General features: G+C 70.1%; 13 protein-coding genes. 7 read left to right on the top strand and 6 right to left on the bottom strand.

Annotation, left to right across the window (positions count from 1 at the left end; genetic code table 11):
• The first annotated feature begins 394 nt into the window (after positions 1-394).
• Both ACWCXB_RS00335 and ACWCXB_RS00330 read left to right on the top strand, forming a co-directional pair.
• Entirely contained in the window at positions 395-2,395 is a 2,001-nt protein-coding gene (locus tag ACWCXB_RS00335) for a SpoIIE family protein phosphatase (RefSeq protein WP_450717362.1), read from the top strand.
• Positions 2,396-2,525: 130 nt separating this feature from the next.
• Complete coding sequence (locus tag ACWCXB_RS00330; protein WP_450717360.1) at positions 2,526-3,968, top strand: catalase; 1,443 nt, start codon at positions 2,526-2,528, stop codon at positions 3,966-3,968.
• Between the two features lie 81 nt (positions 3,969-4,049).
• On the opposite strand, the gene ACWCXB_RS00325 is transcribed toward ACWCXB_RS00330, so the two are convergent.
• The gene (locus ACWCXB_RS00325; protein ID WP_450717358.1) at positions 4,050-6,341 is read right to left on the bottom strand and encodes a transglycosylase domain-containing protein; all 2,292 of its coding nucleotides are present in this window, start codon (positions 6,339-6,341) and stop codon (positions 4,050-4,052) included.
• A gap of 456 nt (positions 6,342-6,797) precedes the next feature.
• Here ACWCXB_RS00325 and ACWCXB_RS00320 point away from each other — a divergent pair, with 456 nt between their 5' ends.
• The 3 genes from ACWCXB_RS00320 to ACWCXB_RS00310 are packed head-to-tail and all read left to right on the top strand — an operon-like array spanning position 6,798 to position 10,332.
• The gene (locus ACWCXB_RS00320; protein ID WP_450717356.1) at positions 6,798-7,322 is read left to right on the top strand and encodes a PadR family transcriptional regulator; all 525 of its coding nucleotides are present in this window, start codon (positions 6,798-6,800) and stop codon (positions 7,320-7,322) included.
• Positions 7,319-8,005, top strand: coding sequence for an ABC transporter ATP-binding protein (locus tag ACWCXB_RS00315; RefSeq protein WP_450717354.1), 687 nt, complete (start codon positions 7,319-7,321; stop codon positions 8,003-8,005). Before ACWCXB_RS00320 ends, ACWCXB_RS00315 begins: the two co-directional genes overlap by 4 nt.
• Positions 8,002-10,332 carry an ABC transporter permease gene (locus tag ACWCXB_RS00310; RefSeq protein WP_450717352.1) on the top strand — a complete coding sequence of 777 codons (2,331 nt, stop codon included), beginning with the start codon at positions 8,002-8,004 and terminating at the stop codon, positions 10,330-10,332. The genes ACWCXB_RS00315 and ACWCXB_RS00310 overlap by 4 nt, the downstream gene beginning before the upstream one ends.
• A 105-nt stretch (positions 10,333-10,437) precedes the next feature.
• Here ACWCXB_RS00310 and ACWCXB_RS00305 read toward each other — a convergent pair whose 3' ends face one another.
• From ACWCXB_RS00305 to ACWCXB_RS00290, 4 genes are all read right to left on the bottom strand, one after another.
• Positions 10,438-10,866, bottom strand: a complete 429-nt coding sequence (locus ACWCXB_RS00305) for a hypothetical protein (protein ID WP_450717350.1) — start codon at positions 10,864-10,866, stop codon at positions 10,438-10,440.
• Positions 10,867-10,873: 7 nt separating this feature from the next.
• Positions 10,874-11,221, bottom strand: coding sequence for a roadblock/LC7 domain-containing protein (locus ACWCXB_RS00300; RefSeq protein ID WP_450717349.1), 348 nt, complete (start codon positions 11,219-11,221; stop codon positions 10,874-10,876).
• Positions 11,222-11,291: 70 nt separating this feature from the next.
• Positions 11,292-12,227 carry a MarR family transcriptional regulator gene (locus ACWCXB_RS00295; protein ID WP_450717347.1) on the bottom strand — a complete coding sequence of 312 codons (936 nt, stop codon included), beginning with the start codon at positions 12,225-12,227 and terminating at the stop codon, positions 11,292-11,294.
• Between the two features lie 221 nt (positions 12,228-12,448).
• A complete protein-coding gene (locus ACWCXB_RS00290; protein WP_450717345.1) occupies positions 12,449-13,393 on the bottom strand; it encodes a hydrogen peroxide-inducible genes activator in 945 nt (314 codons plus the stop codon).
• A 152-nt stretch (positions 13,394-13,545) separates the two neighbouring features.
• Here ACWCXB_RS00290 and ACWCXB_RS00285 point away from each other — a divergent pair, with 152 nt between their 5' ends.
• Positions 13,546-14,100: a peroxiredoxin gene (locus tag ACWCXB_RS00285; RefSeq protein ID WP_450717343.1), complete on the top strand. Its 555-nt coding sequence runs from the start codon at positions 13,546-13,548 to the stop codon at positions 14,098-14,100.
• A gap of 2 nt (positions 14,101-14,102) precedes the next feature.
• Positions 14,103-14,636, top strand: a complete 534-nt coding sequence (locus tag ACWCXB_RS00280) for an alkyl hydroperoxide reductase (protein ID WP_450717341.1) — start codon at positions 14,103-14,105, stop codon at positions 14,634-14,636.
• Between the two features lie 117 nt (positions 14,637-14,753).
• Here the strand turns inward: ACWCXB_RS00280 and ACWCXB_RS00275 are convergent, their stop codons facing one another.
• Complete coding sequence (locus tag ACWCXB_RS00275; RefSeq protein WP_450717339.1) at positions 14,754-16,022, bottom strand: hypothetical protein; 1,269 nt, start codon at positions 16,020-16,022, stop codon at positions 14,754-14,756.
• Positions 16,023-16,026 lie beyond the last annotated feature (4 nt).

Below are 16,026 nucleotides of genomic sequence, written 5' to 3'. Positions count from 1 at the left end.
TAGGATCGTCCTCCGCAAGGCCGCGTCGCTTCAACGACTCAGCACCGCACCGGAACTGACCGCAAGTCATCACGAGGGGGACGAAAACCGTGCTTGATGTGTGCCCGGATGTCCCCCAAGTTGTCGACGCCACGCCCGGATTGGGTATGGGCTATATCGACCGTCCAGGGGCGCCGGCGTCCCGGACCACGGGCGGATCCTCCGCCCACGGCTCCGGGGACCCGCGGCGCAGCCGCGATCGTCACCGCTCCCGGACGCGCACAGCGGCATCCGAGGCGAGCCTGGCACGATCCGGAAGACAGGACCCAGGGCCTGCTTTCCGGATCAGGCCGGCAAGATCCGGAAGACAGGACCTGGCCTCGCATCACCGGCCCGGACGGACGGAATCCCACGCGTGACGGAGCATCCCACCTCCCACGAAGGCCGGCAGCCTCTTGCTGCCCGGCCGCAGGAACGCACCCGGCCCCGGCAGGAGGCAGCCGCGCATGCCCCCAAGCCGGCGGCCGGCGGCGTGCCCGCCCAGCCGCCCGCACCGCCCGCGCAGCCCGGACCCCAGGCATCGCCTGTGCCGCCAGTGCCGCCCGTGCCGCCCGTCCCGGCGTCGCCGCCGACGGCCGGGTCGACGGCTGCGGCCGCGGCGGCTCCGGCGGCCTCGGCGGCTGCGTCCCAGGACCTCACGGGGGTCGCGCGGCGCGAGGGTGACCGGCTGCGTTTCGTCGGGGCCGCGACCAGACGTATCGCGCGCGGGATAGACCTGGACGAGATCGTGCTCGGGCTGTGCCGGGCCACGGTGCCGACGTTCTCGGACGCGATCCTCGTCTATCTGCGTGACCCGTTGCCGGTCGGCGACGAGCGGCCGGTCGCGCCGTTCGTGCTGCGCCTGCGCCGCACCGACCGGCTGCGTTTAACCGACGAGGACACCGACGGCGCGTTCCTCAGCGCCCCGCAGATGCCCGTGCTCAGCCCGCAGGCCGACCTGCCCGCGGCCGAACTGTGCGAGGTGCAGGCCGGCGGGGCGCTCGCCGAGGTGCTGCGCGGGGTGCGGCCGGTCTTCGGCGACTCGGCGGCGGCCCGTGCGGCCCTGCCGGAGCTGCTCGGGGCCGGCAAGACCGTACCGACCGGGCACCGGGCGATCCTGGCGCCGCTGCGCGGCCGCCGGCGCGTCATCGGCGCCGCGATCTTCCTGCGCCGTCCCGACCGTCCGGCGTTCGAGCCGAACGATCTGCTGGTGGCGGCCCAGCTGGCGACCCACACCGCGCTGGGCATCGACAAGGCCGTGCTGTACGGCCGCGAGGCGTACATCGCGGACGAGCTCCAGCGCACGATGCTGCCCGAGGGCCTGCCGCAGCCGACCGGTGTACGGCTGGCGTCCCGCTATCTTCCGGCGGCCGAGACCGCCCGGGTCGGCGGCGACTGGTACGACGCGATCCCGCTCCCCGGCAGCCGGGTGGCGCTGGTCGTCGGCGATGTCATGGGCCACTCGATGACCTCGGCCGCGATCATGGGCCAGCTGCGGACGACGGCCCAGACCCTGGCCGGTCTGGATCTGCCGCCGCAGGAGGTGCTGCACCACCTCGACGAGCAGGCCCAGCGCCTCGGCACCGACCGCATGGCGACCTGCATGTACGCCGTGTACGACCCGGTCTCGCACCGCATCACCATCGCGAACGCGGGCCATCCGCCGCCGATACTCCTGCATCTGGGCGGCCGTGCCGAAGTGCTGCGGGTGCCGCCGGGTGCGCCCATCGGCGTCGGCGGGGTGGACTTCGAGGCCGTCGAGCTGGACGCGCCCGCCGGGGCGACCCTGCTCCTCTACACCGACGGACTGGTCGAGTCGCGGCTGCGGGACGTGTGGACCGGGATCGAGCAACTGCGGGAGCGGCTCGCCGCGACCGCGCAGCTCACCGGTCCTGACCACTCGCCGCCGCTGGAGGCGCTCTGCGACGACGTGCTCGACATGCTCGGCCCGGGCGACCGGGACGACGACATCGCGCTGCTCGCCGCCCGCTTCGACGGGATCGCGCCGAGTGACGTCGCGTACTGGTTCCTGGAGCCGGAGGAGCAGGCCCCCGGCCGGGCCCGGCGCCTCGCCCGCAGGGCGCTGGCCCGGTGGGATCTGGAGGAGCTGTCCGATTCGGTGGAGCTGCTGGTCAGCGAGGTGGTCACCAATGCCGTGCGGTATGCGGAGCGGCCGGTGACGCTGCGGCTGCTGCGCACGGACGTGTTGCGCTGCGAGGTCGGCGACGACTCCCCGCAGCTGCCCAGGCAGCGGCGGGCGCGGGACACCGACGAGGGCGGTCGCGGGCTGTTCCTGGTGAACCGGCTGGCCAGACGGTGGGGGGCGACCCGGCTGTCGACCGGCAAGGTGGTGTGGTTCGAGCTGCCCACGCACTGAGGCGTCGGGGACCCATACCGGGCCCAGGATTGGACCGAGTCCAAATGTTGCCGACTTCTCGCCGGCGGAGTTGACTGCTGTGATGGACGAAGCGACCTCGTGACCCCCATCTCGACGGGAGGACGCTCTCGTGGCCTACACGACGAACAACTCCGGAATCCCGGTGGAGAGCGACGAGCATTCGCTCACCATCGGGCCCGACGGTCCGATCCTGCTCCAGGACCACTATCTGATCGAGAAGATGGCCCAGTTCAACCGCGAACGGGTCCCCGAGCGGGTGGTCCATGCGAAGGGTGCCGGCGCGTACGGCTTCTTCGAAGTCACCAATGATGTCAGTCAGTTCACCAAGGCCGACCTCTTCCAGCCGGGCAGGCGCACCGAGATGCTCGCCCGCTTCTCGACGGTCGCGGGTGAGCAGGGATCGCCGGACACCTGGCGGGACCCGCGGGGCTTCGCGCTCAAGTTCTACAGCAAACACGGCAATTACGACCTGGTCGGCAACAACACGCCGATCTTCTTCGTGCGCGACCCGCAGAAGTTCCAGGACTTCATCCGCTCGCAGAAGCGCCGCCCGGACAACGGGCTGCGCGACAACGACATGCAGTGGGACTTCTGGACCCTCTCGCCCGAGTCGGCGCACATGGTGACCTGGCTGATGGGCGACCGGGGCATCCCCAAGAACTACCGCCATATGAACGGCTACAGCTCACACACCTATATGTGGGTGAACGGCGGTGGCCAGCGGTTCTGGGTGAAGTACCACATCAAGACCGACCAGGGCATCGACTTCCTCACCCAGGCCGAGGCCGACGACCTCGCGGGCCGGGACGGCGACGTCCACCGGCGCGATCTCTTCGACGCGATCGCGAGCGGCAATGCTCCGTCCTGGACCATGAAGGTCCAGGTCATGCCGTTCGAGGACGCCCCGGACTACCGCTTCAACCCGTTCGACCTGACCAAGGTGTGGCCGCACGGCGACTACCCGCTGATCGAGGTCGGCCGGATGACGCTGAACAAGAACCCGGACAACTACTTCGTCCACATCGAGCAGGCCGCATTCGAGCCGTCGAACCTGGTACCGGGCATCGGCCCGTCCCCGGACAAGATGCTGCTCGGCCGGCTCTTCTCCTACCCGGACACCCACCGGTACCGGATCGGCCCCAACTACAACCAGCTGCCGCCGAACCGGCCGCACGTGCAGGTCAACTCGTACGCCAAGGACGGACCGATGCGCTACGAGCCGGCCGCCACCGCAGCGCCCTACGCGCCGAACTCGTACGGCGGCCCCGCCGCCGATACGGACCGGTTCGGCGATCCCGCGGGCTGGGCCTCGGCCGGCGAGATGGTCCGGGAGGCGTACAAGCTGCACGCCGAGGACGACGACTGGGGCCAGCCCGGCACCATGGTCCGCAAGGTCCTCGACGACGCGGCCCGCGACCGGCTGGTGTCGAACGTCAGCGGTCATCTGAAGGCGGGCGTCTCGCGACCGGTGCTGGACCGCGCACTGCAGTACTGGCGCAACATCGACAAGGAGATCGGTGACCGGATCGCCAAGGACGTCAACGGAGGCTGACGCGCCGCCGTGACGTGAAACGGAAGGGTCCGGCGCGCTGATGCGCCGGGCCCCTCCGCTGTACCGCGAGCCGTTTACCGCCTACTGCTGGGGCGGCCTGATACCGGCCGTCGTCCCGTCGGTGGTGCCGTCCGTCGTACCGCTGTTCGTGCCTCCGTCGGAGGTACCGCCGTCCGTGGTGCCACCGTCCGTCGTACCCCCGTCCGTGGTGCCGCCGTTGGCGATGCCGCCGGAGTCGCTCCCCGACGAGTCGCCCGGGCCGGTGGGGTCGCCGGTCGGGGTGGTGTCCGGTGTACCGGTCGGACGGTCCGGCTTCTTGGTCTTCGTCGGCTTGTCGTCCGGGCCCTTCGGCTTCTCGGTCTCCGTGGGCTCCTCGCTCGGGGACTCCGTCGGCTCCTGCGCAGACTCGGAGACCTCGAGGTCGAACTCCGCGTCGGAGCCGCCCCCGAGGGCGCCCGTCGTGTACTGCTGCCAGATCAGGGCCGGGACGCCACCACCGTTGGCGCGGCCCTGGTTGACCGTGTCCGTGAGGGTGACCTGGCCGGTGCCGTCCGGCTTCTCGCCGAAGAGGGCGACCGCGGTGACGAGTTCGGGGGTGTAGCCCACGAACCAGGCCGAGCGGTTGTTCTCCGACGTACCGGTCTTGCCCGCCGCGTTGTAGTCGCCGAGCGCGTTCCGGCCGGAGCCGCTCTCGACGACGCCCGTCATGGCCTCCGTCACGGTGTCGGCGGCCTCACGGCTGATCGCCTGGTCCCCGATCGGGTCGGGGATGTCGACCGTGCGGTCCCGGTGCTTGGCGGACTTCACGATCGTCGGGGTCGTCTTCTTGCCGTGGTTGTCGAGGGTCGCGTACACCCCGGCCATGTCCCAGGGCGAGGCGCCCATCGTGCCGAGCGACATGGCGGGCTGCTCCGGCCAGCCCTTGCCGTCCTTCATCCCCAGGTCGAGCGCGGTCTTCTTCACCTTGTCCGGGCCGACGTCCACGATCATCTGGGCGTAGACCGAGTTGATCGAGCTGTTCGTGGCCCTCTGGACGGTGACCCGGCCGTAGTTCCTGTCGTCCTCGTTCTCCGGCGCGAAGGGGACGTCACTGTCCTCGACGGGCCGCTTGCTGGTGCCGTCGTAGACGGTGTTGAGGCCGATCTTCCGGCCGTCCTGGGTCTCGGATTCGTTCTCCAGGGCGGAGGCGAGCACGATGGGCTTGAAGGTCGAGGCCGGCTGGTAGTCGCGGCGGGTCGCGTTGGACAGCCAGTGCTCGGTGGCACTGACGCCGCCGTACAGGGCGACGACGTGCCCGGTCTTCGGGTCGACGGAGGTCGCACCGGCCTGGACGGTCGCGTCGCGCTTGTCGCCCTTGCGTTCGAGCTTCGCCTCGAGCTGGTCCTCGACGGCCTTCGTCAGCGCCTTCTGCTTCTTCTCGTCGATGTTGAGCGTGATGGTCCAGCCGCCGGCCTTGATGTCCTTCTCGCTCACACCCTGGCGCTCCAGCTCGTCGTTGGCCGCCTCGACCAGATAGCCGGTCTGGCCCTCCATGCCAGGGGCGGCCTTGGGCTCCTTGGGGACGGGGAACTTCAGGCCGGCGCGCTCGGAGGCGTCCAGCCAGCCCTCCTCGACCATGTTGTTCAGTACGTAGTTCCAGCGCTCGGTCACCAGCTTCTTGCCGGTGTCGGACGCCACCGCCCAGTCGTACTGGCTCGGGGCCTGGAGCAGCGCGGCGAGATATGCGCCCTGGGCGACGTTCAGCTTCTGGGCGTCGATGCGGTAGTACGCCTGGGCCGCGGCCTGGATTCCGTACGCGTTGCGCCCGTAGTAGCTGGTGTTGATGTACCCGGCGAGGATCTCGTTCTTTTCCTTCTGCTGGTCCACCTTGAGCGAGATCACCAGCTCCTTGAGCTTGCGGGTGACCGTCTGGTCCTGGTTCAGGTAGTAGTTCTTGACGTACTGCTGGGTGATCGTCGAACCACCCTGCTTGCCCTTGCCGGTGACGGTGTTGAGCAGACCGCGGGCGGTGCCCTTCAGGTCGATGCCGGAGTCCTGGTAGAAGGTCTTGTTCTCGGCGGCGATGAACGTCTTCTGGACGTCCTGGGGGATCTTCTCCAGGCCGACGATCTCACGGTTGACCTTGCCGGTACGGGCGAGGATCTTGCCGTTGCTGTACTTGTAGACGTTGCTCTGCATCTGGGCCTGGGCGTTCCCCTCGGGGACCGGCACCAGGATGTAGACCACGATGAACGCGGCCATCATGGCGAGGCAGAGGCCGAGGAAGGTGCCCAGCACCTTCTTCCAGGTGAAGAAGCGGCGTATGCCACCACCACCGCGTTTCGCCCGGCGCGCTCCGCGCTGCCGGGCCTGCCGCTCTTCCGCTCGGCCCATCGCCCCGTTGCTCCGCTCTTCGTCGTCAGATCAGCTCAGAAAGCTAACATCGCCAGTACAGACAAAGGGCCACTGATCCGGTCTTTTCCGGACGTGAGAATCAGCACCTTTCTCACATGGAACCGACGCGCGAGAAGGTCGGAGGGTTGTGCGGCCCTCGATCATGTGAAGCTCCTCGCACCCGGGGCGCGCGTACGGGGCACGCCTGCGGCGGGCTTCTCCCTGCCCCGCCCCTTCCCGAACCGGGGCTGCGCCCCAGACCCCGGGATGCGCCCAGTACCGCACGGTGGGCCCGGGTGTCCGTCCTCGAACGCCGGACGGGCTGGGAATGTGGGGCCACCCCGGCCCCGTACAGAACCGTGACAATCGCATCCGACCTGCGGAAACAGGCTCCCACATGCAACTCCACACCCCGTGTATACACGCGATGTATACCCACTGTGTAGAGTCCTCGACATGTCAATCGGTCACACGCTCCTCGGACTCCTGGAGTCCGGCCCCCGCCACGGTTACGACCTCAAGCGCGCCTTCGACGAGAGGTTCGGCCACGACCGCCCCCTGCACTACGGCCAGGTCTACTCGACGATGTCGCGCCTCCTCAAGAACGGTCTCGTCGAGGTCGACGGCATCGAGGCCGGCGGCGGCCCCGAGCGCAAGCGGTACGCGATCACCGAGGCAGGCGTCACCGATGTCGCCCAGTGGCTCGCCACACCCGAGAAGCCGGAGCCGTACCTCCAGTCGACCCTGTACACGAAGGTCGTCCTCGCACTGCTCACCGGCCGCAGCGCCGCGGACCTGCTCGACACGCAGCGCTCGGAGCATCTGCGGCTGATGCGCATCCTCACCGACCGCAAGCGCCGCGGCGACCTCGCCGACCAGCTCATCTGCGACCACGCGCTCTTCCACCTGGAGGCCGACCTGCGCTGGCTGGAGCTGGCCGCCGCCCGGCTCGACCAGCTCGCGAAGGCGGTGACCGCATGACCCCCGCCGGCTCCCTGCTCGTCGCGGACAACCTCCGCAAGGCGTACGGGCCCACGACCGCGCTCGACGGCGCCGAGTTCTCCATCCACCCGGGCGAGGTCGTCGCCGTCATGGGGCCCTCCGGGTCCGGGAAGTCGACCCTGCTGCACTGTCTCGCAGGGATCGTCACCCCGGACTCCGGCACCATCACCTACAACGGCCGTGAGCTGTCCGCGATGAATGACGCGGAGCGCAGCGCGCTGCGCCGCGGCGAGTTCGGCTTCGTCTTCCAGTTCGGCCAGCTCGTACCGGAGTTGACCTGCGTGGAGAACGTGGCGCTGCCGATGCGGCTGAACGGCACCAAGCGCAAGGACGCCGAGCGCACCGCCCTGCAGTGCATGGAGCGCCTGGAGGTCGACGACCTCGCGACCAAGCGTCCCGGTGAGGTCTCCGGCGGTCAGGGCCAGCGCGTCGCCGTGGCCCGCGCGCTGGTCACCAGCCCGCGCGTGCTGTTCGCGGACGAGCCGACCGGCGCCCTCGACTCCCTCAACGGCGAGCGCGTGATGCAACTGCTCACGGAGGCCGCCCGGTCCACGAACGCCGCCGTCGTCCTCGTCACGCACGAGGCTCGGGTGGCCGCGTACTCCGACCGCGAGATCGTCGTACGTGACGGAAGGTCCCGGGACATGGAGCGCGCCATATGACCGCCCGGATCTGGGCGCGCGATCTGCTCATGGGCGCCAGGTTCGCGGTGAGCGGCGGCCGTGAGGGCTGGACGCGCACCCTGCTCACGGGCGTCGGCGTCGGCCTGGGCGTGGCGCTGCTGCTGGTCACGACCGCGATCCCGAGCGCGCTGGGCGGACGCGACGCACGCGCGAGCGCCCGCAGCGAGCACACCGCGCCGACCGCCGAGAAAGCCGGGCACAACACGCTGCTCATCGCCGAGGTCGACACCCGTTTCCGTGACGAGGAGATCTACGGCAGGCTGCTGAAGCCGGAGGGCCCGGACGCGCCGGTTCCGCCCGGTCTGCGGTCCTTCCCGGCAGCGGGCGAGATGGCCGTGTCGCCCGCCCTCGACAAGCTGCTCAAGTCCGCGGACGGCAAGCTCCTGCGCGAGCGGCTGGACGGGAAGGTCACCGCGATCATCGGCGACCAGGGTCTGGTCGGCCCCGGCGAACTCGCGTACTACGCGGGCAGCGACACCCTGAAGCCGCTCGACGGAAAGGTCCCTCGGGTCACCGGCTTCGACAACTCCGCCGAGCCGGAGCCCCTGGACCCCGTACTCCTTCTCCTGCTCACCTTGGTGTTCGTCGCCCTGCTGACGCCCGTCGCCGTCTTCATCGCGGCCGCCGTGCGCTTCGGCGGCGAGCGCCGCGACCGCCGTCTGGCCGCGCTGCGCCTGATCGGCGCCGACGGCCGGATGGCGCGCCGGATCGCGGCGGGAGAGGCGCTCGCCGGATCCGTGGCCGGGCTGGTCCTCGGCACGGGGTTCTTCTTCGCGGTACGCCAGTCGGCGGCCGGAGTCGACCTGTACCGGCTGAGCGTTTTCCCCGGCGATCTCGATCCCACTCCATGGCTCGCGGCGCTCGTCGCGCTCGCGGTGCCGGCCGCTGCCGTCGCGGTGACGCTGTTCGCCCTGCGCAGTGTGGTGATCGAGCCGCTCGGAGTGGTCCGTACGGCCAAGCCCGCCCGCCGGCGCATCTGGTGGCGGCTGCTGCTGCCGCTGGCCGGCCTCGCCCTGCTCTACCCGATGATCGGGCGGGGCAACGACAACGGGAACTTCAACCAGGCACAGGTCATCGGCGGTGTCGTCCTGTTGCTGATCGGGATCACAGCACTGCTGCCCTGGCTCGTCGAGACGGCCGTGGCCCGGCTCGGCGGTGGCGGGGTGTCCTGGCAACTGGCGGTCCGGCGGCTCCAGATGAGCAGCGGGGACGCCGCTCGGCTGGTCAACGGCATCGCCGTCGCGGTCGCCGGCGCGATCGCGCTGCAGATGATGTTCACCGGCCTCGAAGACGCGTACACCAGGGACACCGGTGAGGACCCCTCGCGCGCCGCGATCTCCGCGCTGGTTCCGCAGGACGGCGAGGCGGCCACCCGGATCACCGCCGTCGCCCGGCAGATCGAGCAGGCCGACGGGGTTTCCAAGGCCGTCCCCCTGACCAGCGTCTCGATCGCCGCCACACCGGACTCGGAGCAGGCGACCAGCCTCACCATCGGTACCTGTGCCGCGCTGCGTGAACTGGCGCAGCTGCCCTCCTGCAAGGACGGCGACACCTTCGTCCTGCACGGCGGATACGACGACGCCGGTACGCAGGCGCTGGCAAAGCCCGGCCGCAGGCTCTACGCGGGGAACGTCTACGGCGACGAGGACGAGCCCGGGCCCGTCGCCTGGACGCTGCCCAGCACTGCCAAGCAGGTCGCGAGCCGTGAGGACCCGACCGGCGTCAAGCAGAGCGGTGTCCTCGCCACGCCGGGCGCGGCGCCCGGGAACCTTGGCCGGACGCGGTACGCCACCATCTACATCCAGCTTGATCCGAAGGTGCCGGACGCGATCGAGCACGCCCGTACGGCGGTCCTGAAGGCCGACCCGTTGCTGACCCCGATGCATCTCCAGGCCACCGAGCAGTCCAACCGCTTCGCGTCGATCCGTACCGGACTGTTCGTCGGAGCCACCTGTGTGCTGCTGCTCATCGGAGCCAGCCTGCTCGTCTCCCAGCTGGAGCAGCTGCGCGAGCGCAAGAAGCTGCTGTCCGCGCTCGTCGCCTTCGGCACCCGGCGCTCCACCCTGAGCATGTCCGTGCTGTGGCAGACCGCGGTGCCGATCGCCCTCGGGCTGCTGCTCGCCACCGCGGTGGGCCTGGCCCTCGGCGCCGTGCTGCTCGAGATGGCGAGTGTCGAGGTGACCGTCGACTGGCTCTCGGTGATCTCGATGTCCGGCGTCGGCGCGGGCGTGGTCCTCCTGGTGACCTTGCTCAGCCTCCCGCCGCTGTGGCGCCTGATGCGCCCGGAGGGGCTTCGGACGGAGTGACGGAGTAACGGAGCAAGGGGATTCGTTGCGGCGGGACGCCCGCCCTCTCGCCTGTGCGGCCCTTCCCGTCGGGGAAGAGCCGCACAGGTTTCGTGCGAGGGACGATCAGATCCCGTACTCCTTCATCACCCGCCTGGCCTGGGCGAAGAGCATGCCCACGTTCACCGACTTACGGCACACCGCGACCGCGACGACGTCCTGGCTCTCGTTCATCCGGATGAAGAGATGGGTCAAGTTGTCGCTGTTGACCAGGATTTCCTGGAAGTAGTGCTGGTCGCTCTGGACGCCTCGCCGTTCCTTGAACACGTCCTCGATCATCACGACCGTGCGCCCCTGGAACAGGTCGAGGGTCGCTCCGGCGAGCAGGTCCAGGACCTCCGGTGGGTGGCTGTCGACGGTCTCGTACGACAGGAGCATGCCCGTCGCCATGTCGACGACGCCGGCCGCGACACAGTCGGGTGTCTCCGCACGCAGAGCCTTCACCAGCGCCATGACCTGGTCCGAGAACCCCTGCCCGATGCGTTTCGTCGCCATGAATACGTCACTTCCTCTCGGACAGGATGGCCCCGATGCGCTTCAGCATCGGCTGGGACTCCAGGTGGAGCCGTTCGACGTCGAGCCCTTCGTCGCCCAGCACCACCATCAGGGCGGTGTCGCCGACCGCGTACACCGCGGTGCAGCCCTGGCTTCCGTAGGCCACCGTGCGCCGAAGGGTTCCGCGGCCGGTGGCCGCCGCCGTACGCCGGGCGATGCCCAGGCCCGCCGCGGCGAGCGCGGCGAGGCCGTTCGGTTCGATGCCTTCCTCCGTGTCGGCCGCGATGAGCAGCCCGTCCACGGCCGCGAGCGCCGTATCGGTGACGCCTGTTATCTGGTCGCGCAGTCCTCTCATTTCCCCGGCCAACGCCTTGTCGTCCATTCACTGACCCCCTGCCACGTATGCATGTTCTTCCCCGGGTGCATCAGGAATCGCCGACCCTGAAATTCTGCGCCCGGGTACGGCTCCGAAATCGGAAGAGCCCTTTCCAGCTCGCCGTGGATTCCTCCGCGACGAGAGTCTTCGCCCGGAAGCCGCTGGCCCCGGGAGTGCGGCGGGGCAGCGCCTCGCCGGCGCGCGGCCGGTCCCCGGCGGCGGCCGCCTGCCGGGGCGCCGGAGCCCGGTCCGCCCACACCTTCGGTACGCCGGCGCCCACACTGCGCGCGGCCCGCTCCAGCAGCCCTTCGCCGAGCATGCGAGAGGTCTCGACGGTGACGTTGTAGACGCCCCGGCCGAGCGTGAAAGCGATGTCCCGCGGGGTGCGCCTGCCGTCGGCGAGAAAAAGGATCTCCCGCCTCTGGGGCGTCAGATCGTCCGGCGGACCGTCGACCCCGCGGCCGGCCACGACCGGCTCCCGGTCCGGCAGGACGGCCTGCGGCAGCGCGGCGAGCGCGGCGAGCTTCCTGGCCGCCGTGTCCAGCAGCCGCATCGGGTCCTCGCCGGTGCCGGCGGGGACCGCCGGACCCGCGTCCGGCTCGGCCACGCAGTCGGTCATGTCGCCCGCGATGACGGCGAAGACCGCGTCCTGCATGGCCATCGCGGAGACGACCTGCAGCTCGGCCGCCCCGATGTGCCCCCGTGCGACCAGTGCCGCCCCGGGCCGCCCCCAGGTCACCTCCGCGGCCGGCAGTTCCGCCCAGTCCGCCTCACTGACCCGGCCGGACCGCAGCAGCAGTGCCTCGATCCCGGGGGCTCCGGAGGTCTCGACCGCGACCACGCTGCCCTGCCGCAGGTGGAACACGCCGCCCGGTCTGCCGCGCACGCGCAGTGCCGTGGTGGAGCGGTCCGCCCGGCACTGGGCGAGGGCGAGGTACAGGACACCATGTCCGGCGCGGTGAAGGGATTCGCGAATGTCCGACACCACACCACTTCCCCAGGCCCCGGCACCCATGGCAGGGCACATGAATTTCGTACTGGTGCCTGACATATGACACCCGAGGGGGAATATGTATCAGCCGCGGAGTCTGTTCTTCCGCCCGTGGCGGAATGTGAGAGAACCTGTAATTTCCGCTGATCGAAGAGTTTTTCGTCGAGCGGAAATTCGACCGGCTTCTTGCGGTTACCGTCGGTCACTGAACACGATCACGGAAGCACCCGCACCGGGAGCTCCGCGAGGGCCTCCCGGAGGGCATCCGCGAACTCCTCGAACTCGCCCTGGCGGGCCGCCCCGGCGCGCATCGCCAGAGCGACGCGCCGCGAGGGGGCCGGATCGGCGAAGTACCCGGTCACGAGGCGGTCGTTGCGACCCGTCTCGACCTGGACGGCGGTGCGCGGCAGCAGCGTCACGCCGAGCCCGCCCGCGACCAGCTGGACCAGCGTCGAGAGGCCGGCCGCGGTCGTGGTGACCGGGGCCCCCTCCGTGCGGCCCGCCTCGCGGCAGATGTCGAGGGCCTGGTCACGCAGGCAGTGGCCCTCGTCGAGCAGCAGCAGCGGGAGCTCCTTCAGCGCCTCGCGCGGAATGTCATGGCGACCGCCGAGCCAGTGCTCCTGCGCCGTGACGAGGACAAAGTCCTCGTCGAAGAGCGGCAGTTCGGTCACCCCCGGCACCCCGAGCGGCACCGCGAGCAGCAGCAGGTCGAGCCGTCCGCCGGACAGCCCCTCCAGCAGTGACGAGGTCTGCTCCTCGTGCACCTGGAGGTCCAGCTCCGGATAGCGCTCGTGCACCAGCCGCAGCACGCTCGGCAGCAGGTACGGCGCCACTGTCGGGATCACGCCCAGCCGCAGTACCCCGGTGAAGGGGGCCCGCACCGCATCGGCCTCCTCCAGCAGCTCCCCCACCGCGTCGAGGACCGCCTTCGCGCGGACCGCGAGCCGCTCCCCGGCGGGCGACAGCAGCACCTTGCGCGTCGTACGCTCCAGCAGCTGGACACCCAGTGCCTCCTCCAGCGCCGACACGGCCCCGGACAGCGCGGGCTGACTCATCCCGATAGCGGCCGCCGCGTCCCGGAAGTGCAGATGCTCGGCCACGGCCGCGAAGGCGCGCAGCTGCGCCAGGCTGGGCTGTTTGCCCCGGTTCGCCGTACTCACTCCGCCAGTCACCGCCGCCACTGATAGGCACCTCCGATCACGATGACCCAGTCTAGCTATTTCCGTGATCAATGCACTCTGTGCCAGGCTGAGGGTCCGTCCAACCCCCGGAAGCCCTCACGAGGGGTACTTCCAATCTGCAAGGAGAGCGCGTGCTCACTGTCGGTGACCAGTTCCCCACGTTCGAGCTGACCGCCTGCGTCTCGCTGGAGAGCGGCAAGGAGTTCGAGCAGATCACCCACAAGTCCTACGAGGGCAAGTGGAAGGTGGTCTTCGCGTGGCCCAAGGACTTCACCTTCGTCTGCCCCACCGAGATCGCCGCGTTCGGCAAGCTGAACGACGAGTTCGCCGACCGTGACGCCCAGGTCCTCGGCTTCTCCGGCGACTCCGAGTTCGTCCACCACGCCTGGCGCAAGGACCACGCCGACCTGCGTGACCTGCCCTTCCCGATGATGGCCGACTCCAAGCACGAGCTGATGCGCGACCTCGGCATCGAGGGCGAGGACGGCTTCGCGCAGCGCGCCGTCTTCATCGTCGACCCGAACAACGAGATCCAGTTCACGATGGTGACCGCCGGCTCCGTCGGCCGTAACCCCAAGGAGGTCCTGCGGGTCCTCGACGCCCTGCAGACCGACGAGCTGTGCCCCTGCAACTGGACCAAGGGCGAGAACACCCTCGACCCGGTCAAGCTGCTGGCCGGTGAGTGAGCATGGCCCTCGATGAGCTGAAGTCCGCGCTGCCGGACTACGCCAAGGACCTGAAGCTGAACCTCGGTTCGGTGATCGGCAACAGCGAGCTCCCGCAGCAGCAGCTGTGGGGCACGGTCCTGGCCTGCGCGATCGCCTCGCGCTCGCCGATCGTGCTGCGCGAGCTGGAGCCTGAGGCCAAGGCCAACCTCTCCCCCGAGGCGTACACCGCCGCCAAGTCCGCCGCCGCGATCATGGCGATGAACAACGTCTTCTACCGCACCCGGCACCTGCTGTCGGACCCCGAGTACGGGACGCTGCGCGCGGGCCTGCGGATGAACGTCATCGGCAACCCGGGCGTCGAGAAGACCGACTTCGAGCTCTGGTCGCTCGCCGTCTCCGCGATCAACGGCTGCGGCCAGTGCCTGGACTCGCACGAGCAGGTGCTCCGCAAGGCGGGCGTCGACCGTGACGTCATCCAGGAGGCCTTCAAGATCGCTTCGGTGATCCAGGCCGTCGGTACGACGCTCGAGGCCGAGGCCGTTCTGGCGGGCTGACGCACCGAGAGATGACATGGGCGCCCCTGCCCGGCTGCATGCCGGGGAGGGGCGCCGTTGTCGTGTGTGGACGTGTTGTCGTGGGTGGACGTGTGGACGTGCTGTCGTGTGTGGACCTTACGGGCCCAGGAGCTGCCCCGCGGCAACCGCCGAGGCCACCGTCCCACCGGCCACCACCGCCGAGGCCGCGAACAGCGGAATCCGCGGAATCCACGTCCGCAACGCCTGGGACCGGGAGACACGGTCCAGCAGCGCGTCCCTGCCGCGCAGCACGATCAGGCCGACGCCGGTGAGCGTCAGCGCCATGCCGAGGCCGAAGGCGACGACCATCGCGAGGGCGATGCCGACCTTGCCGGTGAGCAGCCCTGTGAGCAGGACGAGGAAGGCGGACGGCGAGGGCAGCAGACCGCCCGATGCGCCGAGGAGCACGAGGCCGCGCCACGTCAGCAGTGAGGGTGCGTCCGGGATGTGATGACTGTGCCCGTGATCGTGATCGTGGGCATGGGCATGGGCATGGGCATGGGCATGGGCATGGGCATGATGGTGGTGCCTACGGTGACGCAGATGCCGCCGGAGCAGGCTCACCCCCACCCCGGCCACCACCAGCGCCGCGATCAGCTGGAGCCACCCCGTCAGCGCCGCGATGTCCGGCGTGCTGTTCGCCGCCAGCCACCAGCCGACTGCCAGGGCGGCGACCGAGAACGTGTGCATCACGGCGACGATCCCGCCCAGCCACACCGCGTCGCGCGGCCGGCCCCGGCCGCCCACCAGATACCCGGCGGCGAGCGACTTTCCGTGCCCCGGCGCGCACGCGTGGAGCGCGCCCACGGCCGCGGCCACGAGCAGCGCCAACGGGAGAGCCGCACCGTGGTCCAGCAGCGACGTCAGATCGATCGTCCAGGCCGTCCTGCCCGCGGTCTCCGGGCCGGCCCCGGCGGCAGCCGTCGTCGTGAGTGCGAGCGAACGCGTCGGCTCCTTCGCCGTGTGCAGCCCGCCGGAGCCCGTGTCCGTCACCGACAGCGTCCGGTACGCCGGATTCACGTCCGTCAGCGCCGTGACCGTCAGGTCGATCCGGTCCACCGGCTTGGGGCAGACGAAGTGGAGCTCCATGCCGTCCGCCCGGTCCACACGGCACGGGCGGCCGTCCTGTCGTACGACGATGTGCGCGCGCAGATAGCCCGCCTCGTCACCGCCGGACTCCTTCTTCAGGACGGCGACATCGTCCTGCTGCGCGGACCAGGCCGCGTCGACGGCGTTGCCCGCAGCCTCGATCCTCACGACGGGCGGGGTTCCGAAGGGGTGCGCCTGCGCCGTCCCCGCGCTGCCGAGGAGCAGCGCGGGGACGGCGGCCAGCAGGAGCAGCACCCCGGTGCGGAGTGATCGCACGGTG

The organism is Streptomyces sp. NPDC001514 (assembly GCF_053597075.1).
Note: the sequence above shows the minus strand (reverse complement) of the source record. Positions and strands in the feature narration are given on the sequence as shown.

Excerpts from the sequence above, each read along its gene's own strand:
- ACWCXB_RS00325 (WP_450717358.1), bottom strand. The coding sequence starts at position 6,341 with ATGGGCCGAGCGGAAGAGCGGCAGGCCCGGCAGCGCGGAGCGCGCCGG.
- ACWCXB_RS00320 (WP_450717356.1), top strand. The coding sequence starts at position 6,798 with ATGTCAATCGGTCACACGCTCCTCGGACTCCTGGAGTCCGGCCCCCGC.
- ACWCXB_RS00315 (WP_450717354.1), top strand. The coding sequence starts at position 7,319 with ATGACCCCCGCCGGCTCCCTGCTCGTCGCGGACAACCTCCGCAAGGCG.
- ACWCXB_RS00310 (WP_450717352.1), top strand. The coding sequence starts at position 8,002 with ATGACCGCCCGGATCTGGGCGCGCGATCTGCTCATGGGCGCCAGGTTC.
- ACWCXB_RS00305 (WP_450717350.1), bottom strand. The coding sequence starts at position 10,866 with ATGGCGACGAAACGCATCGGGCAGGGGTTCTCGGACCAGGTCATGGCG.
- ACWCXB_RS00300 (WP_450717349.1), bottom strand. The coding sequence starts at position 11,221 with ATGAGAGGACTGCGCGACCAGATAACAGGCGTCACCGATACGGCGCTC.
- ACWCXB_RS00280 (WP_450717341.1), top strand. The coding sequence starts at position 14,103 with ATGGCCCTCGATGAGCTGAAGTCCGCGCTGCCGGACTACGCCAAGGAC.